General features: G+C 35.3%; 23 protein-coding genes. 3 read left to right on the forward strand and 20 right to left on the reverse strand.

Annotated elements, in window-relative coordinates; translation table 11 throughout:
• Nucleotides 1-87: 87 nt before the first annotated feature.
• Together ACFVQB_RS27765 and ACFVQB_RS27770 are read right to left on the reverse strand one after the other, a co-directional pair.
• The gene (locus ACFVQB_RS27765) at nucleotides 88-2,097 is read right to left on the reverse strand and encodes a hypothetical protein (RefSeq protein WP_379447113.1); all 2,010 of its coding nucleotides are present in this window, start codon (nucleotides 2,095-2,097) and stop codon (nucleotides 88-90) included.
• Between the two features lie 265 nt (nucleotides 2,098-2,362).
• Nucleotides 2,363-2,788 carry a hypothetical protein gene (locus tag ACFVQB_RS27770; RefSeq protein ID WP_379447114.1) on the reverse strand — a complete coding sequence of 142 codons (426 nt, stop codon included), beginning with the start codon at nucleotides 2,786-2,788 and terminating at the stop codon, nucleotides 2,363-2,365.
• A gap of 246 nt (nucleotides 2,789-3,034) precedes the next feature.
• Here ACFVQB_RS27770 and ACFVQB_RS27775 point away from each other — a divergent pair, with 246 nt between their 5' ends.
• Complete coding sequence (locus ACFVQB_RS27775; RefSeq protein ID WP_379447115.1) at nucleotides 3,035-3,487, forward strand: hypothetical protein; 453 nt, start codon at nucleotides 3,035-3,037, stop codon at nucleotides 3,485-3,487.
• 239 nt (nucleotides 3,488-3,726) lie between these two features.
• Here the strand turns inward: ACFVQB_RS27775 and ACFVQB_RS27780 are convergent, their stop codons facing one another.
• From ACFVQB_RS27780 to ACFVQB_RS27815, 8 genes are all read right to left on the reverse strand, one after another.
• Nucleotides 3,727-3,954: a hypothetical protein gene (locus tag ACFVQB_RS27780; protein ID WP_379447116.1), complete on the reverse strand. Its 228-nt coding sequence runs from the start codon at nucleotides 3,952-3,954 to the stop codon at nucleotides 3,727-3,729.
• Between the two features lie 9 nt (nucleotides 3,955-3,963).
• Nucleotides 3,964-4,530 carry a hypothetical protein gene (locus tag ACFVQB_RS27785; protein ID WP_379447117.1) on the reverse strand — a complete coding sequence of 189 codons (567 nt, stop codon included), beginning with the start codon at nucleotides 4,528-4,530 and terminating at the stop codon, nucleotides 3,964-3,966.
• 270 nt (nucleotides 4,531-4,800) lie between these two features.
• The gene (locus tag ACFVQB_RS27790) at nucleotides 4,801-5,676 is read right to left on the reverse strand and encodes a hypothetical protein (protein WP_379447118.1); all 876 of its coding nucleotides are present in this window, start codon (nucleotides 5,674-5,676) and stop codon (nucleotides 4,801-4,803) included.
• 176 nt (nucleotides 5,677-5,852) lie between these two features.
• Nucleotides 5,853-6,926 carry a hypothetical protein gene (locus ACFVQB_RS27795; protein WP_379447119.1) on the reverse strand — a complete coding sequence of 358 codons (1,074 nt, stop codon included), beginning with the start codon at nucleotides 6,924-6,926 and terminating at the stop codon, nucleotides 5,853-5,855.
• A 213-nt stretch (nucleotides 6,927-7,139) separates the two neighbouring features.
• Nucleotides 7,140-8,321 carry a hypothetical protein gene (locus ACFVQB_RS27800; RefSeq protein WP_379447120.1) on the reverse strand — a complete coding sequence of 394 codons (1,182 nt, stop codon included), beginning with the start codon at nucleotides 8,319-8,321 and terminating at the stop codon, nucleotides 7,140-7,142.
• Nucleotides 8,322-8,520: 199 nt separating this feature from the next.
• On the reverse strand, nucleotides 8,521-8,976 hold the full coding sequence (locus ACFVQB_RS27805; RefSeq protein ID WP_379447121.1) for a hypothetical protein: 456 nt from the start codon (nucleotides 8,974-8,976) through the stop codon (nucleotides 8,521-8,523).
• 502 nt (nucleotides 8,977-9,478) lie between these two features.
• The gene (locus ACFVQB_RS27810) at nucleotides 9,479-10,273 is read right to left on the reverse strand and encodes an FRG domain-containing protein (RefSeq protein WP_379447122.1); all 795 of its coding nucleotides are present in this window, start codon (nucleotides 10,271-10,273) and stop codon (nucleotides 9,479-9,481) included.
• Between the two features lie 635 nt (nucleotides 10,274-10,908).
• Nucleotides 10,909-11,133, reverse strand: a complete 225-nt coding sequence (locus ACFVQB_RS27815) for a helix-turn-helix domain-containing protein (protein ID WP_018883096.1) — start codon at nucleotides 11,131-11,133, stop codon at nucleotides 10,909-10,911.
• Between the two features lie 154 nt (nucleotides 11,134-11,287).
• Between ACFVQB_RS27815 and ACFVQB_RS27820 the strand changes: the two genes are divergently transcribed.
• The gene (locus ACFVQB_RS27820) at nucleotides 11,288-11,575 is read left to right on the forward strand and encodes a DUF6809 family protein (protein WP_379447123.1); all 288 of its coding nucleotides are present in this window, start codon (nucleotides 11,288-11,290) and stop codon (nucleotides 11,573-11,575) included.
• Nucleotides 11,576-11,769: 194 nt separating this feature from the next.
• Here ACFVQB_RS27820 and ACFVQB_RS27825 read toward each other — a convergent pair whose 3' ends face one another.
• From ACFVQB_RS27825 to ACFVQB_RS27855, 7 genes are all read right to left on the reverse strand, one after another.
• Nucleotides 11,770-12,906 (reverse strand): hypothetical protein, encoded by a 1,137-nt coding sequence (locus ACFVQB_RS27825; protein ID WP_018883098.1) that lies wholly within the window; start codon nucleotides 12,904-12,906, stop codon nucleotides 11,770-11,772.
• Between the two features lie 342 nt (nucleotides 12,907-13,248).
• Nucleotides 13,249-13,557, reverse strand: coding sequence for a hypothetical protein (locus tag ACFVQB_RS27830; protein WP_379447124.1), 309 nt, complete (start codon nucleotides 13,555-13,557; stop codon nucleotides 13,249-13,251).
• Between the two features lie 12 nt (nucleotides 13,558-13,569).
• A complete protein-coding gene (locus ACFVQB_RS27835) occupies nucleotides 13,570-14,805 on the reverse strand; it encodes a WXG100 family type VII secretion target (protein ID WP_379447125.1) in 1,236 nt (411 codons plus the stop codon).
• A 318-nt stretch (nucleotides 14,806-15,123) separates the two neighbouring features.
• A complete protein-coding gene (locus tag ACFVQB_RS27840; RefSeq protein ID WP_379447126.1) occupies nucleotides 15,124-16,935 on the reverse strand; it encodes a serine hydrolase domain-containing protein in 1,812 nt (603 codons plus the stop codon).
• Between the two features lie 217 nt (nucleotides 16,936-17,152).
• Nucleotides 17,153-17,314, reverse strand: a complete 162-nt coding sequence (locus ACFVQB_RS27845; RefSeq protein ID WP_379447127.1) for a hypothetical protein — start codon at nucleotides 17,312-17,314, stop codon at nucleotides 17,153-17,155.
• A complete protein-coding gene (locus ACFVQB_RS27850; protein ID WP_379447128.1) occupies nucleotides 17,314-17,622 on the reverse strand; it encodes a hypothetical protein in 309 nt (102 codons plus the stop codon). Before ACFVQB_RS27850 ends, ACFVQB_RS27845 begins: the two co-directional genes overlap by 1 nt.
• Before the next feature lie 553 nt (nucleotides 17,623-18,175).
• A complete protein-coding gene (locus tag ACFVQB_RS27855) occupies nucleotides 18,176-18,391 on the reverse strand; it encodes a hypothetical protein (RefSeq protein ID WP_379447129.1) in 216 nt (71 codons plus the stop codon).
• Between the two features lie 198 nt (nucleotides 18,392-18,589).
• On the opposite strand from ACFVQB_RS27855, the gene ACFVQB_RS27860 reads away from it, so the two are divergent.
• Nucleotides 18,590-19,084 carry a cell wall hydrolase gene (locus ACFVQB_RS27860; protein ID WP_379447130.1) on the forward strand — a complete coding sequence of 165 codons (495 nt, stop codon included), beginning with the start codon at nucleotides 18,590-18,592 and terminating at the stop codon, nucleotides 19,082-19,084.
• 38 nt (nucleotides 19,085-19,122) lie between these two features.
• On the opposite strand, the gene ACFVQB_RS27865 is transcribed toward ACFVQB_RS27860, so the two are convergent.
• The 3 genes from ACFVQB_RS27865 to ACFVQB_RS27875 form a co-directional block, all read right to left on the reverse strand.
• Nucleotides 19,123-19,872, reverse strand: a complete 750-nt coding sequence (locus ACFVQB_RS27865; protein WP_379447131.1) for a putative periplasmic lipoprotein — start codon at nucleotides 19,870-19,872, stop codon at nucleotides 19,123-19,125.
• Nucleotides 19,873-20,280: 408 nt separating this feature from the next.
• Nucleotides 20,281-20,868 (reverse strand): chloramphenicol phosphotransferase CPT family protein, encoded by a 588-nt coding sequence (locus ACFVQB_RS27870; protein ID WP_379447132.1) that lies wholly within the window; start codon nucleotides 20,866-20,868, stop codon nucleotides 20,281-20,283.
• A gap of 292 nt (nucleotides 20,869-21,160) precedes the next feature.
• Nucleotides 21,161-21,298 carry a DUF3885 domain-containing protein gene (locus ACFVQB_RS27875; RefSeq protein WP_379447147.1) on the reverse strand — a complete coding sequence of 46 codons (138 nt, stop codon included), beginning with the start codon at nucleotides 21,296-21,298 and terminating at the stop codon, nucleotides 21,161-21,163.
• Between the last annotated feature and the right edge of the window lie 108 nt (nucleotides 21,299-21,406).

A 21,406-nucleotide genomic window follows, 5' to 3' on the forward strand; every position in this document is an offset into this window, starting at 1 on the left:
GCCGGACCAAGGACGAATGTCCGCAACGTGAATATTATGTTATACGATGGAATCCCCTTCTCTGAGTAACTAATAGATTTCTTGTTGTTAAAGTTTTTCAGTATACTCTATAAAATCTTCAGCGAACCCACTGAAAACATAGAAAAAAGATTCCGAAACATAACCTTGTGAGTTTAAAAGATGATCTATATAGTCCGACATTCCATCTTCTGAAGCAATATCTTTAAGTATTTCTATAGTATTATCATAAATATGACCAGGGAATATTGGTTTTTTCTGAATTCTCAAAAAATATTCATCAAATACAGTTCCTCCAGATTTTCTTCTCCTCAATGCCCATGCTTCTAGTTCCTTAGAGGCACATACAACCTCAGTCATGGCATTCATTGCTATCACTCTTTTCCAAGCATCGGCAAGGTTAAAACATTGATGTCGTCCTTCCAATATTTCAAATATAAATTGGAAAAATCTCTGCGTCAGTATTGCATTATGTTTTACACTAACTGGGATCAAGGTTCCTAATACTGCGAGTGCACCTTCTCGCAGAAGAGCATCACTAATCGTATACTCACCTTGTCCTTTTGGAGCCACATGGCACGCACTAAGAATTATAATAGGAGGCACCTTTTGGCCATTTTTAGGCAACCAAAACTCATCTCCAATCGATAAGCCAGCAACTCCTTTTGCATCATATGTGCCATGTGCAGAGATAACCATAATATCTATGTGTGATGATTCTTCTAAAACCTCATCTAATCGTTTGATGGATTCACATTCTCTATACTGTACTTGTATTAATGGATTTGTTTCTAATTCACGGCAAACTACATTCCAACCTAAATCAGCTATAGGACGAATTTTATCTTCCCTTGATAAACATTCAACTATCATTACATTTAATCCATTTTCAGCTCCAATGTAATAGTCATTTATACGAGCAAGACTCCGCTGAAATGTAACAGAAAGTGGAGTTAACGGTCGGTATGATATGGGTACCATACAGCAAAGAGGATCACTATATCCTGGAAGAATAGCTAGTCCTATCGGAAAGTCGGTAAATGCAATTACTTTAGAACTATCGGCGATATACTCTTTTATCTTCTCAGTCCCCACTGCCTCGATTAGATCTTTTCCAAAGCGTTTCATAGCTCTTATAATAAACCTATGGTTTTGTTTTCTAGCATGGAAACGCTTCTCAAGTAGAGATAAAAGCCTAAAACTATGTTCTGTCATCGACTTTGCTTTAAGCCATACTCCTTGTTCAGAAATTGCATTTTGTACTCCAAAAAAGTTTATAATGTCTTCTTCTTGCTCAGATATATCTCTTGCTATTGATCCATAACTTTGACGCTTGTTAGGCCCTCCCGGTAAAGTTATTATCAAAGGAACTCCAATACTAGCAACTATTTTAGGAAACTCTTCATGAAGTTGTTTATCCGACAAGCCACCTAAATTTTTTCCCAAATCATAATAGAGCATTAATTTTGCTTTTTCATATCGCAAAATATAGCTCCTAGCTTCAAACGAATAATCTTCATTAATTAGAACTTCGATCAACTTCTCTGAACTAGATAGTTGATTAGTTAAATAGAGATTAGGTAGTGCAGAAATATGTTTCTTTTCAAAAAGTCTTGTTATGAAATTAAGCTTAGTTGCATTATTAAGATACTTAATCACTTCACTACTAAGTATTTCCCAATGGACAGAAAGTAGATCTTCACATAAATCTTCAATGCTTACGCAACCCAGAATAGATGAGTATTCATGATGGATCTTACAAGCAGATTCGTAACAGGAGGATTCTGTAATGTAAAGTGTTGGTCGTATTTTGCTCATTTTATCTTTTTCTTGTTGAGTCAATTTGGAAGGAATCAAGTGAATCTCATGTTGGAAATATAATCCGCCTTCAAGGAATAGTTTCTCTGGTGCCTCTATAACATCAAAAAAAGCTCTAGGTAAATGTAAACAATAAGTTAAGGCAGCAACTATGTCCCCAAGTAAAGGATTATGAAGATGTTTTGAATCTTTAAATACTCTTTCCTTTTCTTCATCGTAAACAATGAAATAATAGAATATAAAATCTTTATTCTCTATCATATAAACACCTACCTAATAGTATTTAATATCGCCATTTTAATTTGTCATAACAAATAAGAGAGTTGAAACAATTTATATGCTGATTCTGTCGTATAACGTTCCTGTATCCACGACGCCCCACCGACTAAGGCTCACTAGGAGCCTTAGTCGGTGGGGATGTGTCCGCCAAGTTCCTCGCCCCTGCCAATCCCCTTCGGGCGGACCGAGGAGCCGAAAGGCTCCGAAGCGTGGATATGATGTTATAAGATATCCCTGCCTTCGAAGCTTATGCTATACCATTTCTCTCTTTCCATCTTTCAATTTGCCTTTGAAACTCTTTGGAACTAAATATGCTTTCTAGTTTTTGAATTTGAATATATTCTATTTCATCTGATTTAATTGCACCTATTACTCTACTTTCTAATGCTAGGTAACGTTCCTCTTTATAAATTTTTATAAGTTGATCTAGCATATCGTCCGACCAAGTTAAGTTGTAAAAATGAAACCAAATAATATGCTCCTTTACACTTGAAGCAATATTGATTTCGTCCTTATTTTCAGTAATTAATTCAATAGTTGATTCATGCAATAAGCTATGTATTTCATGTTGGTCGCTGATGTCCATTAAGTTAATTTGCTTTTCAATTTCTTTATATTTCTTTTGAACTGCCGCCATATCAATCGTTTTAATTATTGTACTGAAATCAGACATTAAGATTCACCTTCAATTATTAATTATGCGGGGATTTCTTATAACGTTCCTGTATTCACGACTCGACGCATGTCGAGTGTCCGGCGATTGCCGGGCCAAGGGCGTATGCCCGCAGCGTGAATATTATGTTAGATGAAGTTCAAGTCTTCTCAGAGAATACCTACAGAATAATCATTGAAAATAAATCTATACTAATTGTTTTTTTTGTTTTATAATCAGATTATATTATAAAAGAGGGTGATTATTATGATTACCGTACAGGAAGCAGCAAAGAATTTGCTTGATGAAATTAAACAACCATTATCTTCAAAAGAATTAGCTACGCTAATTCTCGATCGAAAATTAGTATCAAGTTCGGCTAAAGACCCTGTATCATCATTTGCTCAAACACTTGAAAGAAATATAAGAATGGATTCTGGGAACAGCCCACGTCTAGCATTCATTCAGACTAACGAAGGCCGAAAAATAACCTTGCCAGAAATTGATTCTATTGGTTTTGAAAGTAATCAAACTCAAGATACTTCAACAAAAATAACAATCAAGATTCCACAAAATCTGCTAGAAAAAATCAATTTAATCAACAGGATAGAACACTCAAACAATTTAGAAGATACCATCATCCGGCTCATTAAGAAAGGAATTTCTTCAAGCACTTCCGATATTATTAATAAATTAAAAAATGATTTTGAAGATATCTGATGGTTGCAAGAATTTCATCTAACGTTCCTGTATCCACGACGCCCCACCGACTTAAGGCTCCGCCAGGAGCCGGCTGCGCTTGCGTAGTTAGTCGGTGCGGATGTGTCCGCCTGTTTCCGCTTCCCTGCCGATCGCTTCTCGCGAACCGTGAGCCGTCAGACCCGAACGTGGATATGATGTTAGCTGAAGGTACACCTGCATGAAATACTAGAAAAGACCCCGTAGGGTCTCTGAATTTATTACTTTTTATTTCTAGGCTTCTTTTTCATTAATTCGTTCGCCATTTCGGCAGTCATTTGATAAAATTTCATTTCACTTTTAAAATTTGGGATGTGTTCTCTCTCCACAACATTAGGATTTGAACCCTCATTGCTTGTTCTCGGTTTAAACATAGGTACGTCTTGAGAAGAAGCACTATTTGAATTGTCGTCTTTTGGAATTAAGTCATCCAACTTATTATCTCCCATGTTACCCTCCTATAAATTTATATAAAATATATACATAATAACAGCCAATGTTATTGATACACTAATTAAATAAATTCCCAGTTGATATAATCGTACTTTTTTATTATTTATTTCAGTATTGAATTTAGTATTTTCTTTATACAATCGAACCAATCCTACTGCAGTTTTATCAGACTCATACCTTAGCATATCATCAGTGATATCATCTACGTTAAGTCTCTTGTATTTTTGTATTGAAATTACTTTTATAAAAATAATAATAGCAATCAATAATATTACAATCGATAAAATTGCAAATACAATAAACAATGTCTGGGGTAGAGCATCCATAACATTATTTACTTTCTTTTTTGTTATATCTGTCAATTTCAAAAATGAAGCAATAAATGCCAAGAGGGCAACCGAGACTGGCAAAAAAATATTTACCCTTGTATCAAGTATTTTTGAACGTTCGTCTTCAGAGTCATATTCTTTTTGGACAACAGTTAACAATAGTTCAGCAGATTGATATGTAATTGTTGGTGCTGTTGGTGCTGTTGGTGCTGTTGGTGCTGTTGCCTGATTCTGATCATTCATTTAATTGCCCATCCTTCATAAAATCACCTTATATTTTATAAATCTTGCCATAAAGAATAAATTATTTCAAGTAATATCTGCTATTTGTACTTTCAGCTAACGTTTCTGTATTCACGAAGTCCGACCAATGTCGGATGTGTCCGGTTGCAACAGATTCCTTGCTAAAATCTCCTGGCGGGTCAAGGGCGTGTGCCCGATGTGTGAATATTTTGTTAGGCGATGTTGCTGACATCTCTTATAGTCCATCAAAATTTCTTTGGAAGTCAATTACTATAACGGTGGTAAAACCCTCAAATATATGTTTAAACAATCATCATAATGGTTATATTTATGCCATTTTTTATTTGAAACTATTTCGCATTCAATTGGAAGATTAATACTAACATGCTCATCTAGTATCCTTAGATTAAAAATATTTTTGTTTTTAAATCTCTTCATTTCAATGTGATTAATTTTCCATATAATAGAGTATTCATTAATATCAAATGATGGATCTACCTCAACTTCTACTTGAAAAGAATCACCCGGTCTTAAATAGTTTCTAGTGTCTTTGGTAAGATCCCATCGCATACCGCTTCCAGGATCGTTATGATTGTATCTATACAATTCATTTCCTTTAGAATCAACTGCTCTTGTGATTAATGGTACATTATATTGCATGGCAATATTCTCCCTTACATAATAGTTCTTCAAGGAATCAATAAAGTCATTGGTATAGCAAATTACTTGTTCAGCGCTTCTGATCGATATTGGATTAGCGTGAGAAAGATTGTTTCGAATTGGAATTAATCTACCCAAGAATGTTCGAACTACTACATTTCCATCAGGATATGCTTCATTTAAAGGCTCATAAAATAAATCTTTATAGAACTTGGGATTACTCAAAATTGTTACTATATCATCGATTAAGAGTGCATCTACAAATCTTGAATATCTTCCAGGCTTACTTTCAAATCTTTTAATTACGCCTTCACGAATTGATTTGTTAAATAAATAATTGTCATCTGAGAATCGATGTGTAATGTATTCGCTACCGTATGTAGTACTGAACTTATCATGAATAAGTCGTTTAGACCAAAATTCAAACATTTCTAACTGTTGTCTGCAAATAGATCGTATCTCATCACTGGAGATTTCATTATACATTTGTGTCAATCCTTTTTTATTTAGTTATTAAAGCAATTTCGCCTAACGTTCCTGTATTCACGACCCGACGCATGTCGGGTGTCCGGCGTATGCCGGACCCAGGACGAATGTTCGCAGCGTGAATATTATGTTATGGGATGGACTTGCCTTTTTTGAGTTAGCTATCATGTCTAAAATCAAGTAAATAATGCAGTAATAACTGCGCCCATTACCCCACCAGAAATAGCTGCTATTACTGTTGCCGACACAACATTCACATTAAGTTTTTGATTTTCATATAGTTTAATGAGTTCAGTTACTTGACTGGTAGGATAATTTACTCGTTCATTGATCTCTCTATCTATATATGAAGAAAAGTGAATAATATTTCTTTTGTTTTTTTGGATGTAAGATTGATAAAAAATTTGGTCTTTTTCAAAATAACTAATACTAATAAAGAGATCATTAAGAATTCTATTAATTAAAAATAAATTTTTAATTTTTCTCCTTTCTTGCTTTAAGCTTATTAGAATGTCAAACTTCTCTTCAATTGAACTCCATTCCCTGCTTGATGACAAATTTGTATGCATCAATTCATAAAAGAATCCAAACTCATCGAGGATTTCAAGCGCTATATCTTCAAACGCCTCATCAACACTAGTATATCCGTTATACATTATGTTAATTTCATCATAAGATTTCGTTTCTAAAATTGAAATTTGGAACTTATCTTTTATCTGATTATTTTCCTTGATAAAAAAATCTCCATGAAATGGACTTGGTCCAAGAACTTGAAAATCAATAAATGATTTTATTTTCGAAAATTCTTTTCTGAGAAATTCACGTACTAGAACAACAGCACTGGAAGGATCTACATCTCCTCCATATGGCTCAAGAAGTTGCACGATTGCGACTGGAAAATAATAAGTATAATTAATTACAACCCTGAATTTTTCCGTTTTAAAAAGTTCAGGATTATGCTTTAAGTCTTCTTGAATTCTTTTGGGTATAAATATATCAAATGAAATTCTCACATTTCTTACATCAGGTTTAATTCTTCCTCCTAAAGACATATTGTCATAAATAGAACTACTAATTTCTTTTGGAAAATCATAATCTTCTTCATCTAATTCAATTTTTATTTCACTTATATTTGATATAGCTTCGAATGTTTTTTGAAGTTCATTAAAATATCCACCTACAGTAGTAGCAGTTCCTGCTTTCATTCCAAAATTGAAACATCCTATCCCAAACGAGATTTCAGAAGTCATTTTTTAATCTCCAATTCCTACTAAAATATAAGTATATATATCTATTTTTAACTTTATCGCTTTATGTACTTTCAATCAGCCTTAAGTCTGTCCGATAACGTTACTGTATTCACGACCCAACGAATGTTGGGTGTCCGGCGAATGCCGGGCCAAGGACGAATGTCCGCAGCGTGAATATTATGTTAGCTGAAGTTACTATCTTGTATATTCTAATCAATATTCAATAAAATTTAATTCGATATGTTCAGCTAAATATTCGATGCCCTTTTCCTCGTCCTCAACTTTTTCACAAACTTCGCTTGTGGTACTTGATATTAAATACACTTGATTGTTAGGCAGTCTATATTCAACCTCAAGCTTTTCAGAGAGGGAATAATACCATAAATTATATGTGAACTGTGAAGAATGGAAGGCTCTAGTTTCAGCGTCGCTTTCAATAATTAATTCACGAAGCACTAACTTTGTACATTCTTTATTTGTAATAAAATCTATAATTTTAAAGCCTTGAGCTGATATGCTAGATGCAAGTGTAATAAACCATATTTCCGGTCTGATTTCACTATCAACTAACTCAAAATCACAATTTGTTAGTAATATAGAATCTTCATTATCGCAAAGAAACAATTTGTGGGTTAAATTTAATAAATCTAATGTTTTAACAACACTTTGAAGAGTTTCCCACAGCTCTTCTTTTGCCAAAATTATTGTCTTTCTATTTTGTTTTGATCCATACTCGCACCAAACATTTTCTCCTTTTATTCTATAGCTATGATGATAAGCTATATTCCTCCAATCAGATAATTTTAGTCCTCTTATTGAAAAAATATCGACAAAACTTGCATCTAATAATAATTCACTATTAATTACTCCTAGGTCCTGTTTCATTACACTTTGAATTTCGACTACTTTTCCATTCACTAATTTATTCATACATAAAAATTCTATTAAAACGCTTTTAGATAACCCTTCAATAATGCGACCTATGTCGTTAATCACAGTCTCCACATATTCATGAAAATCGAACTCATTCTTATCATTTTGTGTAAGTAGAAAACTCCAAAGTCTATTATCTGACTCTGCATGTTCATTAAGGAGACTTGTTATAATTTCTACACAAACATTGCTATTACAATTCATAGCAGTACGATACATTTCTAGAGATTGAATAAGTATACTTATAAAGAAATCATCATTACGATACTTACCGAAATGAATCCAATCACTTACTAAGTTCGCAGTCGAATATTTGATAAGTTTATCTTTATTAACAAAAAAACGTCCTAACTTATCAATAACATCTTCTTTAATTTGTTCAGGTGTTATTCCTAATTCTATTAATTGTAATATCGGACTTTCATTTTGAACTATATCAATAACTTTTTGGATTCCTTTCATTCTATATAACTCCTTTAATTTTAGTGATTTCAGCTAACGTTCCTGTATTCACGACCCGACGCATGTCGGGTGTCCGGCGTATGCCGGACCAAGGACGAATGTCCGCAGCGTGAATATTATGTTATGTGTTGTTGCATACATACTCGAATTGCTCTCAAAACATTACTGAATCTTTTCTTTTTAGTCACTAAGCATAGGCTCATTCTTTAATTTTCAGTTTTTCCAGTAATCTTAATAATTCTTTAAGATCGTTTTCACTTAAGGGAAGATCTAATGAGGTGTCATCCATGCATTCGAAATAATCTCTTTCGATCTCTTTTGTATGTAAAGGAAATGCGCAGATACCTATTCTATCGAATAACACATGATAATTATTATGTTTTGCATCTCTATCGAATGCCTGTAATGATATAAAATACGAGATATTCCCTTTAGTTGCTTCTACCCATTTCCAATTAGTTAAGTCGAATTCTTTATCTAATTTCCCTCCATTTGTATAATTCGAAATTCCTTTACCTTCCTTGCTTCCTTTTTCGACTATATAGCCATTTTGATCTAGATAAAATTTGATTCTCTTTCGTTCTTTTTCACGAAATGATACATATTCTTTTTTTGCTTCGAGAAAGTCATTTGTATATTTATAATTATCGAACATAGACTTTACCTCCTAATAGTTTTTCACGTAAAATCCATAACAACAGATACCATTGATCTGTATCTTTGTTAAAGTTCATAAGTTTTATTGAATTTGATTTTTATGTACTTGTAGCGCAATTGCACATAACGTTTCTGTATTCACGACCCAGCATATGCTGGGTGTCCGACGTATGTCGGACCAAGGGTGTATGCCCGTAGCGTGAATATTATGTTATATGCTGCCTGCGCACTTCCAGATTCTTTTAATCTTATTTGATATTTCCCTTCTTCAATTCGAAATTCTATCTTAAAACTATCTAATAATTCATTGAAAGATTATGAATTTTCTTTATATTTTGTATTGTCTATTTCAATTCGCAAATAATAATCGAATAGTTTTTTGATATGCTGGAAATCGTTTAGTTTCCTTAAAAACTCACTAAAGTAATCAATAAAACTATCAATATGAACGTGGGATTTATGCATAAAAGCCCGTAAGAACATAATTTTATGAGAATCCATTATTCTTTAAAATACGAACTTGGTACTTGCTCCAGTAACACATCCACAGGTTTTTTACGTTCTCTAATAATTCTCTTAGCCATAGAATCTAAATCTTGATATATATCGTCTTCTTTATATCCGAGAGCGTATAAATGTCTTCTCATATTAAAAGCTTTAATCTCATCTCTGCTTATTATAATTTTGACGATGTCGTTAGACCTATTCTCAAAGTATTCTTCGACGGAATGTTCATCAAAATGTATTGTAAAATGACCTTTCTGAGCTATTACTCTTCTATTACTAAAACTCGGATTAATTGCAATAACTCCTTTCCTCTCTTCATAACGTGCAATTTCATGCAGATTTATATCAAGATCAATAGTACGGTACTCACCTATAGATATTCTATTTAGCTCAGCAGGATTAATTGCCCATATAACTCTATGGTCATCTTGGTCTTCGAGCTTCAAGCTACTTAATGCAAAATAACATGCTACTAATGGTGATTTAGACCAATCTAATAGCCTTGTGGGCAATCCATAATGTTGCATTAAAGAATACAACTCAAGATGGTTTGATGACTTGATATCTGAATACATAATATAATTGGTTAAAAAATCTTGTATTATTGATTCTTCATATTGTTCATCTACAATATTCCTATAATGCCCAGGTATCAGTTTGTACTTTTCACGACTCACCCCCCGATACCAAATTTCATCTATATTGCATTTAAAGTCCTTACCAAGCTTTTCTGTAACACTCAATAATTCAGAGAGCGATTCGATTTCATACACCTTAATATCTGTCATTAGAGTTCTCCCTATAATTTGGATTTTCATTGTAACTTAGTCCATAATGTCCACTAACTTTCTTTTAGTCACGATCCGACGTATGTCGGGTGTCTAGCGAATTCCAGACCAAGGGTTAATGTCCGCAGCTTGAATATTATGTTATATGCCGCCTCTGCCCTTCCAATTTCTCTTAATCTTATTTGATCTTTTCCTTCTTCAATTCTATGCTTTCTTTCTATCTTTCTCCAATGATTTTTTAACTCTTCCTCAATCTTTTTCAAATTTCCTTTGGTTTAAAATGCTTTTTAAACTTCTTTTTTTCACTCGTTTGATCGGAAGCGACACGGTTCTTCCGATTTCCATTATTGACCTCCGAATTTAATCGTTCTTATATCTTTAAATTCTTTGATTTTTCTATGCTTTTCCCCTAAACCAAAAACGCCGATAGGGAACTCGGCGCTTCGCAATCTATTCTTCCCCTTATGTTTTCCCAGTCTTTCAGGTTGCATATAACGTTCCTGTATTCATGAACCCCGAAGGGGTTGTCTGCTGAAATTCCTCCTCGAAATCCCTCCCGCAGACCAAGGCTCCGTTAGGAGCCCCTGCTTGAATATTATGTTATACGACGGAATCTCTTCTCGAAACGGCTCTCACTATTTATTTTCTTCTGGTACATATTCGATCAAATCAGACAACTTACAATTAAACGTATCACACAACTTGAATAGTGTTTCTAATTTTGTTGTTTCTATATTCGTCTCCCTATATAACTTGTTGATTGAGTTACGACTTAAGCCTGATCTCACCATCAATTCCGTTATATCATCTATTCGATGTTCTGCCATGAGTTCTCGTATATTGCACTTGATTACGTTCATCTTTTCCCCTCCATAGCTCTATCTTATCTTCCACATTAGTAACCATCAACGAAAAGCGAAGTTTTAACTCTATAAAGTCAAATATTCACCTTGTAATTGATCTCATAAGGTTATATAATAACTCTGTAGGGTTAATTTACAGGAGGGATACTTTATGATCAATGCATTAGAATCATTAACAGAACCGCTTATAAGAATACGTTTAGAATTACTCTATGCGGAGCTTCTGGAGTATCATAAGGAGTACACTCAGCTTTCTGCAGAGACAAATCAATATTTCAAAACACTTCGTGATGCTCTGCCCGATCAACTTCAACATACGGTTTTTCTTTACGAAGATGCCCAAATTTCTCTACAATCCATCCTAGAAAGAAATATTTACATACAAGGTTTCAAAGATGCTCTACTATTATTTAGTGAATTGCAAAATTCTAGTATTTAGAGGATTATATGACCCTCTATTTCTATTATTTTCGATTCTGTCGTATAACAATACCTGATTCACGACCCAGCGCATACTCGCTATTCGGCCCCAACCAGACCAAGGACGTAGGTCAGATGCCTGAATATTATGTTATACGACAGAATCACTTCTTGAATATACTTTCACTTGTTCTTCAATCTATCATTGTTAGTTTAAATCATCTTTTTTATTTCATTTATTGTGCCCACTGCAGTCGACATCAATTTACTCATAGTAGAAAATTGAACCCAAATACTTTTCTTAGATTTATTTAAGTTCTTCTGAATAGGTGGTATTGCTGACAAAAGTTCTTTTACCTGTTCTATGCCTTGACTAGATTCTTCAAGTATTGAACTCACTTTATTAATAGACTCTAAAAACTCAGGATCTTGTGAAAATGATGCATCAAATTGATCTACTAAAGAAACCACTTTACTAAAAGTATCCATAAAATTATTTAAACTCGTACTTAACAAACCCACCTCAGGTTCCATTTTTGTAGCAAAACTATCCATGACCATCGCTGTTTTAGTTATTGCCATCTGAGTAAGACGTAGATTTTGTACATCGCTAAATTTTGTAACCTCTTCAGTTCTTTCCTCAAGTTCGCTGATGAATTCGTGTATCAATGTCTGTATTCCATTCATACTGATCACTAAATAAAATGAACTTTGATTGAGATCAGTGTATAAATCTAACAATCCTTCTTCTACTTCCTCTTCTTCAAAAATATTATCTTCCTGCTTGAGCGTTTCAACTTGTTGAGAAGATAAGTTGTGTCTAGAATACCATCCTTTAATTTTCATCATTAAATGCATTCTAACAAGACTTTCGAAGTTTTTACTTTCCTTATAACTCCAATAATACACTCCCTCGTTGCCCAAACTAGATCGAAAATCTTTTATAACCTGGATTTGCGCAACGTCAATATCGCTTATAGATATAGGTGCGTCGTTAAAATAAAACATTATCTCTACATCTTCACCTAATTTTGCTCTATCATATGCTCTTTTGAATTCTTCAATTGTTCCTGAATCTGCCCGAGAAGTTTTCGATCCAGCCCTTGACCACATTATTCCAATGAAAATATCATAATCATCATTAATTTGTTGATTAATTATGTCTTGAGCATCATTGCCCAGTACTGAAGGAGAGGTGTTTTTCTCCCACTTCACAAGTTCGAGACGAAGGTTATAAACATCCGCAATTATTTGATTTAATTCATCAATTACACCTTCCAACATTATTCTTTCCTCTACAACATCACTCGGAGAACCGATAAATACTTTTAATAATTTAATGTTTTCCATTTGATGAACCTCCAAAATAGATTTTTTGAAAAAGATTTTATATTTCATTTTGATTCTGTCGTATAACATCTAATCTATGTACTTCGTAAATATCATAAATCCTAACTGATATCAGAACTACGTATATGATAACCTATGAGGTGATTTATGCGAAGAAAAATTTGGTGAAAAAGGGAAAATTATTTGATACACATTTCTTCATATCCCTACGATCCAATGAACTTTGAATACGTCGAGTATTTTCAATGTCAAATGTCAAAACAAAAAGGAAGGCCTTTCTCATCCCGTAGGGAGACAAGCGACCTTCCGATGCCTTATTAATTCTTTACCGGAGATACACTACTAATCAATTTGTTCTAATGAATAATAATAAACCATTGAACCAGCTACTATTTCATCTGGTGATATCCCTTTCCCTAAACATATACCGATATTCTTTTTACCAACAATCGAATGATTGATTTGAGAAGAAATAACATCATATATCTGCTCTTCCCCATCCATTGTTTTAATCATGATCTGTTCACCGATCATCTCTTTGATTGTTGACGGAAGTAGTTCATCCAACTCTTCATTGGCCCCCATGACGATGGTTCCGAATTCCGGTGTATCGAAGACTAACCCCACGCCAAACAGCATTTTAGTTTCCATTGTAAGGCCTCCTTATCTCTGATCTATGAATAGCTCGCCTTTGATATCTCGCACTCTGAGATCGGCATTACGAAGTCTAACCATCGCATCTCTCAATAAAGCATATCGTTCAGTAGAATTGAGTTCAGGAGCAAACCTTGCTGCCCGGATACTTGCCTGAGCCTCATCAAGAGCATAGTTTCTTTTGATGACTTCAGGAGGAAGATCATAAAGTGGGAACGATCTGCCTGCGATAGAAGCCTCATAGTGCCCAACAATCTCGTGAGCTAGTGTAGCATTCATTGAAATGCGTGTATTCGCACTCAAAGTCCCTACTCCCGGGGCTGCTGCTGGTAAGACATCCGTATTGATGACCAAGCGATTATACATCATGCCTGTATTCCAGGTATCATAATAACCAGGTTGTGCGATTAAGATATTTTCTTCGGGGAAATCAAGCTTGTTCAAGTAACTCTTTATCTCAATCTTTTGGTTATCCGTCAGCGGAAGCTCATTGCGTTGTCCGTCACTGAGAATCTGTCTAAAATCTACCGCGCCATCGTATTTGACAGGGGTATCGATATGCAGCTTAGGTTTGAAAACAGAGCTGACGCCTAATACCATACCACCTGTACCAAGCATACTTGCCCAATGTTCACTTGACCAAGCATTTGTAGGCAAAACGGCTTCCCTAATCGTTCCATGGACTCCAAATGTCAACCAGTTCAGTGTGTCTTGAGGCGACTCTAAAGCTTTGTCAGCTCGATCAACATACCCGTTTACGAGTCCACTTGGAATACCAAATGTCCAGTAATCCAGAAATCCGCCTACACTATCATATCTCTTCTGATATCGGTCATCTGCCGATTGTATAAATGCTTGTCCTAGCTCTTTTAAACTATCTACAGACTTCTCAACTGCATTCCGATCGTCTACACCTTCCTGTGGGCCACAAGCATTCGGTGGTGGTGGTAAACAGTTTATGTCTACTTGCCCTTCCGACCCGTGATCAGCTTGGAGAAATCGTTCTCCATGGTTATGTAACACAGTTGATATTGAACTCATAAGTGTGACAACTTCAGTCATAACAATCTGTGACTTCTTGAAATCATAGTAGAACCTTTCTCTAGTACTCCCATCCCAGTTCGCTTCAATATCAGTCATACTTCGCAGAAGACTTTCATTCATGTGTTGAAGAGTAGTATAAGCTGTAGAGAACTGTTTACTAATTGCGAAAAGTTGCTCTGGCGTAACCATAATTCTCGTCATAGAATACCTCACACCTACTAAAGAAATATTTAGTTTCTGAATTCAGGGAATATCTGGATTTTACCGTTCATTTATTAACTGTGTCAAATACCTGTAGCAATAAGCCAGTGAGAGATCTAAACTAGAGCCCTGATCATTTTTGTTGTTACCTTTGACTTTGTTTATATACTTGTCCAACTAATTTAAAGACAGCAGGTCCCGATAAGGAACTGCTGTCTTTATGTCTTTGTAATTGACCTCACTTAATATCACTTATATATAGGAGTCATCCGCAAGCCTTTGTAATGTTTGAAATATCTATATTTAGCTTCTGCCCTTCTAAACATACAAATTCCATCCCACAATAAAAGCAGCCAAGATAGCAGCCGAGATGCCAGACATGATGTACATCAGCTTTTGCTTTTTGCTGTAACTGTTCTTCCACAGTTTGTACATAAGCAAGCCAAGATACGCGACTGCTAGAACCACATATAGTAGATTAAACATTAAATTGATTCTTAACGAAGAATAAGCGGGATAACTTGGGAGTTTCGAATGTATGATTAGAAGGTTAAGAGGAAGTACCGCACCTGCGAAATTAATGGCAAGATAATATTTATCAAAATGGGTTGGAGGATTTCCCCGTTTATTTCGTTTGTAAAGTAGCATCCGAATTAAATATCCGATCAACACACTTAAAATGAAAAGGATGGCTAGTATGACAGGAATAAAAGATATTACAATCAAGTTCACCTTCAAATTCGATACAGGCAAGTAATCCATGTAAGGAGTGTAGGAAATTTTCTCAACAGTGCCATTATGCTCGACCACATTATAAAGACTACTTAACTCCGCTTTTGAAAATTTGGTTATATCAAGCTGCCTGAATAAATCGGTAAATCTAGAGGCGGTCCGTCGTGCGGATTGAAAATATCCTCCTCCTTCAGAAGTAACCGAATTAACGTATGCGCTGTTACCGAAGATTTTGCTAATAAGCCCGTAATAATAGATTTCCTCAAACGCAATGTTTGTCATGACCACCATTCCAAATTTGGATGCTGGATCAAAGACAACTTTGCTTGAAAATCCTTTTAAATTCCCCTCGTGCAATAGTGTTGGTGCCCAGTATTCCATCTCAACGAATCCATGCGCAAACCGAGGAATCGAAGTCCCGTCATAATATAGACTTGTTGACAACATTTCGTCTAACGTATCCCTCTTCGCAAATAATACATGGCTATCATCAACAGGCATCAGCGCTGCAAGAAATTTCCCTAAATCTTCTGCTGTCCCGATCGCTGCCCCTGTAGGATAGAACGTTACGAATACTCTGTTCTCAGGGATCCGTTTCAAATCTTTCGTATACCCTTCAACCTCATTCCTTCTTTGCACGATGTCTGGACGATCTTGCCCCGTTGGATGAACCGTAGTGTCGTTCATATGAAGCGGTTCAAAAATATGTTGATTAACATATTCATAATAAGGTTGTCCACTTACCAATTCCACGATGTAACCGGCTAATCCAACGCTATAGTTTGAATAGCCGACGACGCTATTCGGTTTATATATCTGTTTCGGCTCATTTTCACGCAATGTTTCTCCTAAATCATAATTTTTATTCTCTTCGTAATAATACACTTCGGTCACTGTTTGATCTTCCCAACCCGCATTGTGATGCATCAGGTTCATTAGGGTTATCGGATCATCGTATTTCAGCTTTTTGAAAAATCCCTCTGGCAGATATTCTTGGATATCCGTCTCCAAATCGAGTTTTCCTTGTTCGACAAGTTGCATCACACTCGTATAGACCAACAGCTTAGAGATCGAAGCCCATTCAAAGACAGTAGAGGTATCCGCCTTTCGCTGATTCTCAATATCTGCGTAACCGTATGCCTTATTCACAATGGTTTCGCCATCTTTGATCGCCACAACCGAAACAGCAGCCGTATACTTCTCATACGAGGCAACATACGCATCAATCGTTTCCTCTAAATTGGATAAAGGAATCCTGGATGGTGTAGCCTCAGCCTGTTCTTCTTCAGCGTGGACAGGTACCGCTATTGCTATAATTAAAAACACGAGTGACAGAACACAGGCGATTACTTTTTTTACATTGTGATAACTACGATCTCTCTGGCGATTTTTCTGCATTAGCTTCTCTCCTTTTATTTTAAATGTTAATTACATACTCTTTTTTTTCACGTATGCGTTTTCAAAAGAGTACACATGAATTAAGTAAGAATTTCACCTTTCCAATTAACGATGTTTATTTCTTTATCTTTCAATAGTCACCATTCAATGATTTCACCTATCAATTCGGGCGTGATGATCTCATCGCTCCATTTCGGTGTTAGTACTCTTCTGTATCCTATATATTCTTTGGTCCAGCCTTCGAATTCTTCTCCTCAGAAACAATATGTAATGTGATTATTCCTTCGTTGTTAGCATCCGGATCAACATACCAATAAAATAATCCATTGGAACGAACGATTTTAATCGCATTATTTTTTTCTAAATATCCTTCATTCATCACACATATCCATCCTCAGGTTCACCAACTTCAAAGCCCAACAATTTTGACGCTTCCAACTTAAATGTTTCTACCCAAGACATCCAATCATCATTATTCATCTGTGCGTAAAATGCTAATCCGCTAGGCTCAACGGATGCTTCAATAAAAACATCATCCTCTTCAGACCCAAACCAATATGGAATTCCCTTTTTATAACCAATCCACCCTGGCATACTCTCATACACTTTAGAAACTTTATCCCATACCTCATCAGGCAGATCATACCTTATATTTAGGTTGCACTGTTGAGAATTTATATTGTTCATTTACATTCTCTCCCTCTACCTTAGACGTATATGAAGATATACCTCTATTTTTATGTAAAGTACTACAACTCTTCCACCACTTGCTCAAAGTTGCATCTCTTGATCCTTATACACTTTTTTCGTTATCGTTTTTGTATATTTCAATCTAGTGATTTCAACCAGTTCATTTGGCTGCATCATATTCAGGATAGGACTATCTTTTATTAAAACTTTGCTATTACCTCGTCCCAATCCTTTAACTATAATGATATTTTTATTCTTCTTCACATCTACAATTTGTCCGATCGTTATGAACTGCTCTTGTTTCTTGAGATCAAGGTGTGTTAAAAGTCCAAGTCTACAAAGTATAATGCAGCCAAACATATATCCTACAGTTGTCCATGCAGGAGGAAGGATGATTCACAAGGTAACTGGTAGTTACTTGAATTATGATTATAAACATAAATAGAACGATGAATAGAAATTGCTTTTTTAATTTGCCTTTAGCTTTTTCGTTCATAGTCTCTCCTTATCGGTTATATGGTACAGATGGCCATTGCCTTCCACAAACTACTTATAAATTGTACTTCATTTTAATTCTTTCATATAACTTAAAATCCGTATTTCTATTTACAATCTCTCCAATTAACTCCTTCCATTTATTTTCAATCCACTTAGGACTTTGTTCTTTCAGAATATCCTCGTTAAATTGACTATCAATATACTCCAAATCTTGTTTAAGAATCCCTATATCCTTAATCTGTTGATTTCTCGATTCTTTTGCTGGCAAGCCTCCTTGTGGCAAATACCTATAGATCACCGAGAAAATATGAAACAAGAACTATATGTAAAGATGATTGAAGTAATACAAAATTTCCAAATTGATGAATATCGTTAATTTTTAAACTGGTTGTATTTTCAGTTATTGATTTCTCTTTATATAGTGTACACCGCAAAGGTGAATAACAAATTATCGGAGGTAATAATTATGGCAATCGGCGATCCACTTACTTCAAAATCTCAGCTTAAAGGGCGGGACAGTGTTGATCTTTTGGCAAGAACTTTGTATGGCGAAACCCGTGGCGACTCTGCCTCACGAGTGGGGGTAGCTTACGTTATCTCCAATCGGAAGAGCAACAGCACCTATAACGAGTTTAAAAACTTAAATTCCATTGAAGATGTTGTCCTCGCACCCTATGCTTTCAGTTGCTTTAACGATGGTGATCCTAACTTGGCACACTGCCTCAAACCAGATACAAGCAGTGCTGCATGGAAGAACATTGTCAATCTGGCTTCCAACTTGAGTAGCTCTTCCAACCCAATCGGCGCAAAGTGTTTTTACAACACGAACACCCGATTTGACGAACTCAGTTATACGCAAAACGGGAAACTTTATTACAAATTCCCTGGTGGCAGCACCGTACAGATTAGCTCCAAGATCTCCATCGGTGCTCACATGTTCTTTGATTATATCGTCAATTAAATTAAAAAAAGGCTGACCCATTGGTCGGCCTTTCCTTCTTACTCCTTGATGGGTTTTGCTTCAATTTGATCAACAATGAATTCATTCTTAGCGCTGTCATATTTATATGACACATTAAAGTCACACACAAATATTGGTGACACTCCGACAGAACCAGGGATATTTAGCTTTATTGTTTGATTCTCAAGTGTATAAGTCACTACACCACCAAAAGCCAATTCTTTCTGATCTGGTGCTGCTATTGCAGATTTATTTTCAAACTTTAGTTCTTTACCTTGCGTTATAACTGTAACAGCTATTCCATCATCCTTTTTAGCAACATGTGATTCTATATGATTGGCCACGATATCCTCATAGCTTTGTACCTTAATTTCAGATAAATCATCAGCATTAATCACATGAATTTCAAAGTTATCTAAACCGGTTCCTTTACCTGTTTGGATAATAACTACAGCCTCTTCCTTACCATCACTCGTTAGATCCGTATAAAACAGCTGTGGCTTTGTACCTGAATCAGGGATTTTCCAATCAAAGTCCTTTTTTGACCCATTAACGTCCAATGTTACACCTTCAATGACCTTGTCCATTTCTTTATTGGCGTACAGCTTTACTTTCTCATCTTTTGTAGCCTCAATTAATGCTCCACTGGAATTCTCTTCAGATTGACTAGTTACTTGTTGACTAGCGGGTTCAGATGAATTCTGAGTAACCGGTTCCTGTTTATCTGATCCACATCCCGAGAGCAAAAATACACTCAATAATACTACTATTCCCAACTCTTTTTTCAACTTCATTTTCCCCTTTCATCTTACCTAACACAAATTATATCAAACCCAAAAAGTTCATTAATTACACTCTAATTACAAAATTTAAAATTTCAGTTAAATTTATGTTAACATATTTGAATATATAAACCAAACAATTAACTTGACTCTTAGGATATCCCTCTGCATTAGAAAAGTACTTTCCTTTACCCAAAACATATGATATTCCTTTTGCCGCCTATAGAATGATTACTAACTTCGATTGCTTGCTCTTCCCCGTTCGATTTTTATGATAAATTGGTCACCGATCATCTCTTTGGTTGTTGAAGGTAAGTTCATCTTTCGTGTATCTCCTTATGGATTATCAATTTAATGTAAAATAAATGTTAAATTTTAGTAAATAAGTCTTGAATTCAGTTCTTTCATAATGTTTTAAATCTCTCTTCTACTTAATTTCTTAAATGCCAAGTATTCCTGCTCGGAATTCATATAATTTAATATCATTTCCGCACATACAGCTGAGCTAAGCTCTTCCGTGTTCACTTCCAGATCATATTCATCATAGGAATATATGTAGTCGAACTGGGAATGGGCAAGTCCAATCGCGCGATCTCCTCTGTTCTGCTCTCTTCTGGCGAGTTCTTCTTTCGAACAGTGTACGCCTACAAACAATATCGGATATTCCGAAAGCAAATCATAAAATCCGTTAAACCACTTGTCATTGCTGATGACCGTATCCACGATAACATTCAAACCCATTTCCGAAAACAGTTTAATGCTTGCATAGTACAACGAGCAAATTGGATCGAAAAGGATATCTGTCATCACATGAGGTTCCAATTCTCTTGTTGGTTTCATATCGGGATATGTAGTATCGATGAAATGATCATAATTATGGAGAAATTGATCTACAGACAGATGATGAAATGGAATCTCTCCCTGTTTTTTCAATTCCAATGCGATGCTTGTCTTCCCCGAACTGGACGTTCCGTTCAAAAATATAATGAGTCCTCGTTCCATATTTATCACCCTTATCTATGAAATAGTCATTTTTCTCTAATCTCTCTTCTGTAAAAAGCTCATCTTCGAATTCAATCATTCTTTTCCCGAAGATCCTCCATGATCTGAATATCTATTTTCAACGCTGTTGCCAACCCCTCCAAGGTAAGTCCTCTCGTGTTTTCCGTTCCTTCTGTGTACGGTGACTCCGCAGCCTAACCATATAAACAACGGTCTTCACAGGCCCGTCTTGGATCATCGATCATCCATTCCATTATGGATTATGATCGATTGAATCTCAGGTTTTCCCGCATTAACCTAGAAATACATTGTTAATTCTGTCTCGATCATAATCTAAAATCCAATGATTAAATTCTTTATAAATATCCATTAGCTCTTCTCTTGATGCTGAAATAACATCGCAGCCCCTATCATCATAGATATGAAATATTGTTTTCTTACTTACTCAACTTTCGCAGCTCAAATCTCCAAACAAACCCTTGATATAGCTGGGTAAACCAGAGATCCATTCTTGTAGTTGACAAAAAACGGCCGTTTT

The sequence above is a fragment of the Paenibacillus sp. NPDC057886 genome (genome assembly GCF_042796655.1).
In the GTDB taxonomy this organism is placed as follows: domain Bacteria; phylum Bacillota; class Bacilli; order Paenibacillales; family Paenibacillaceae; genus Paenibacillus.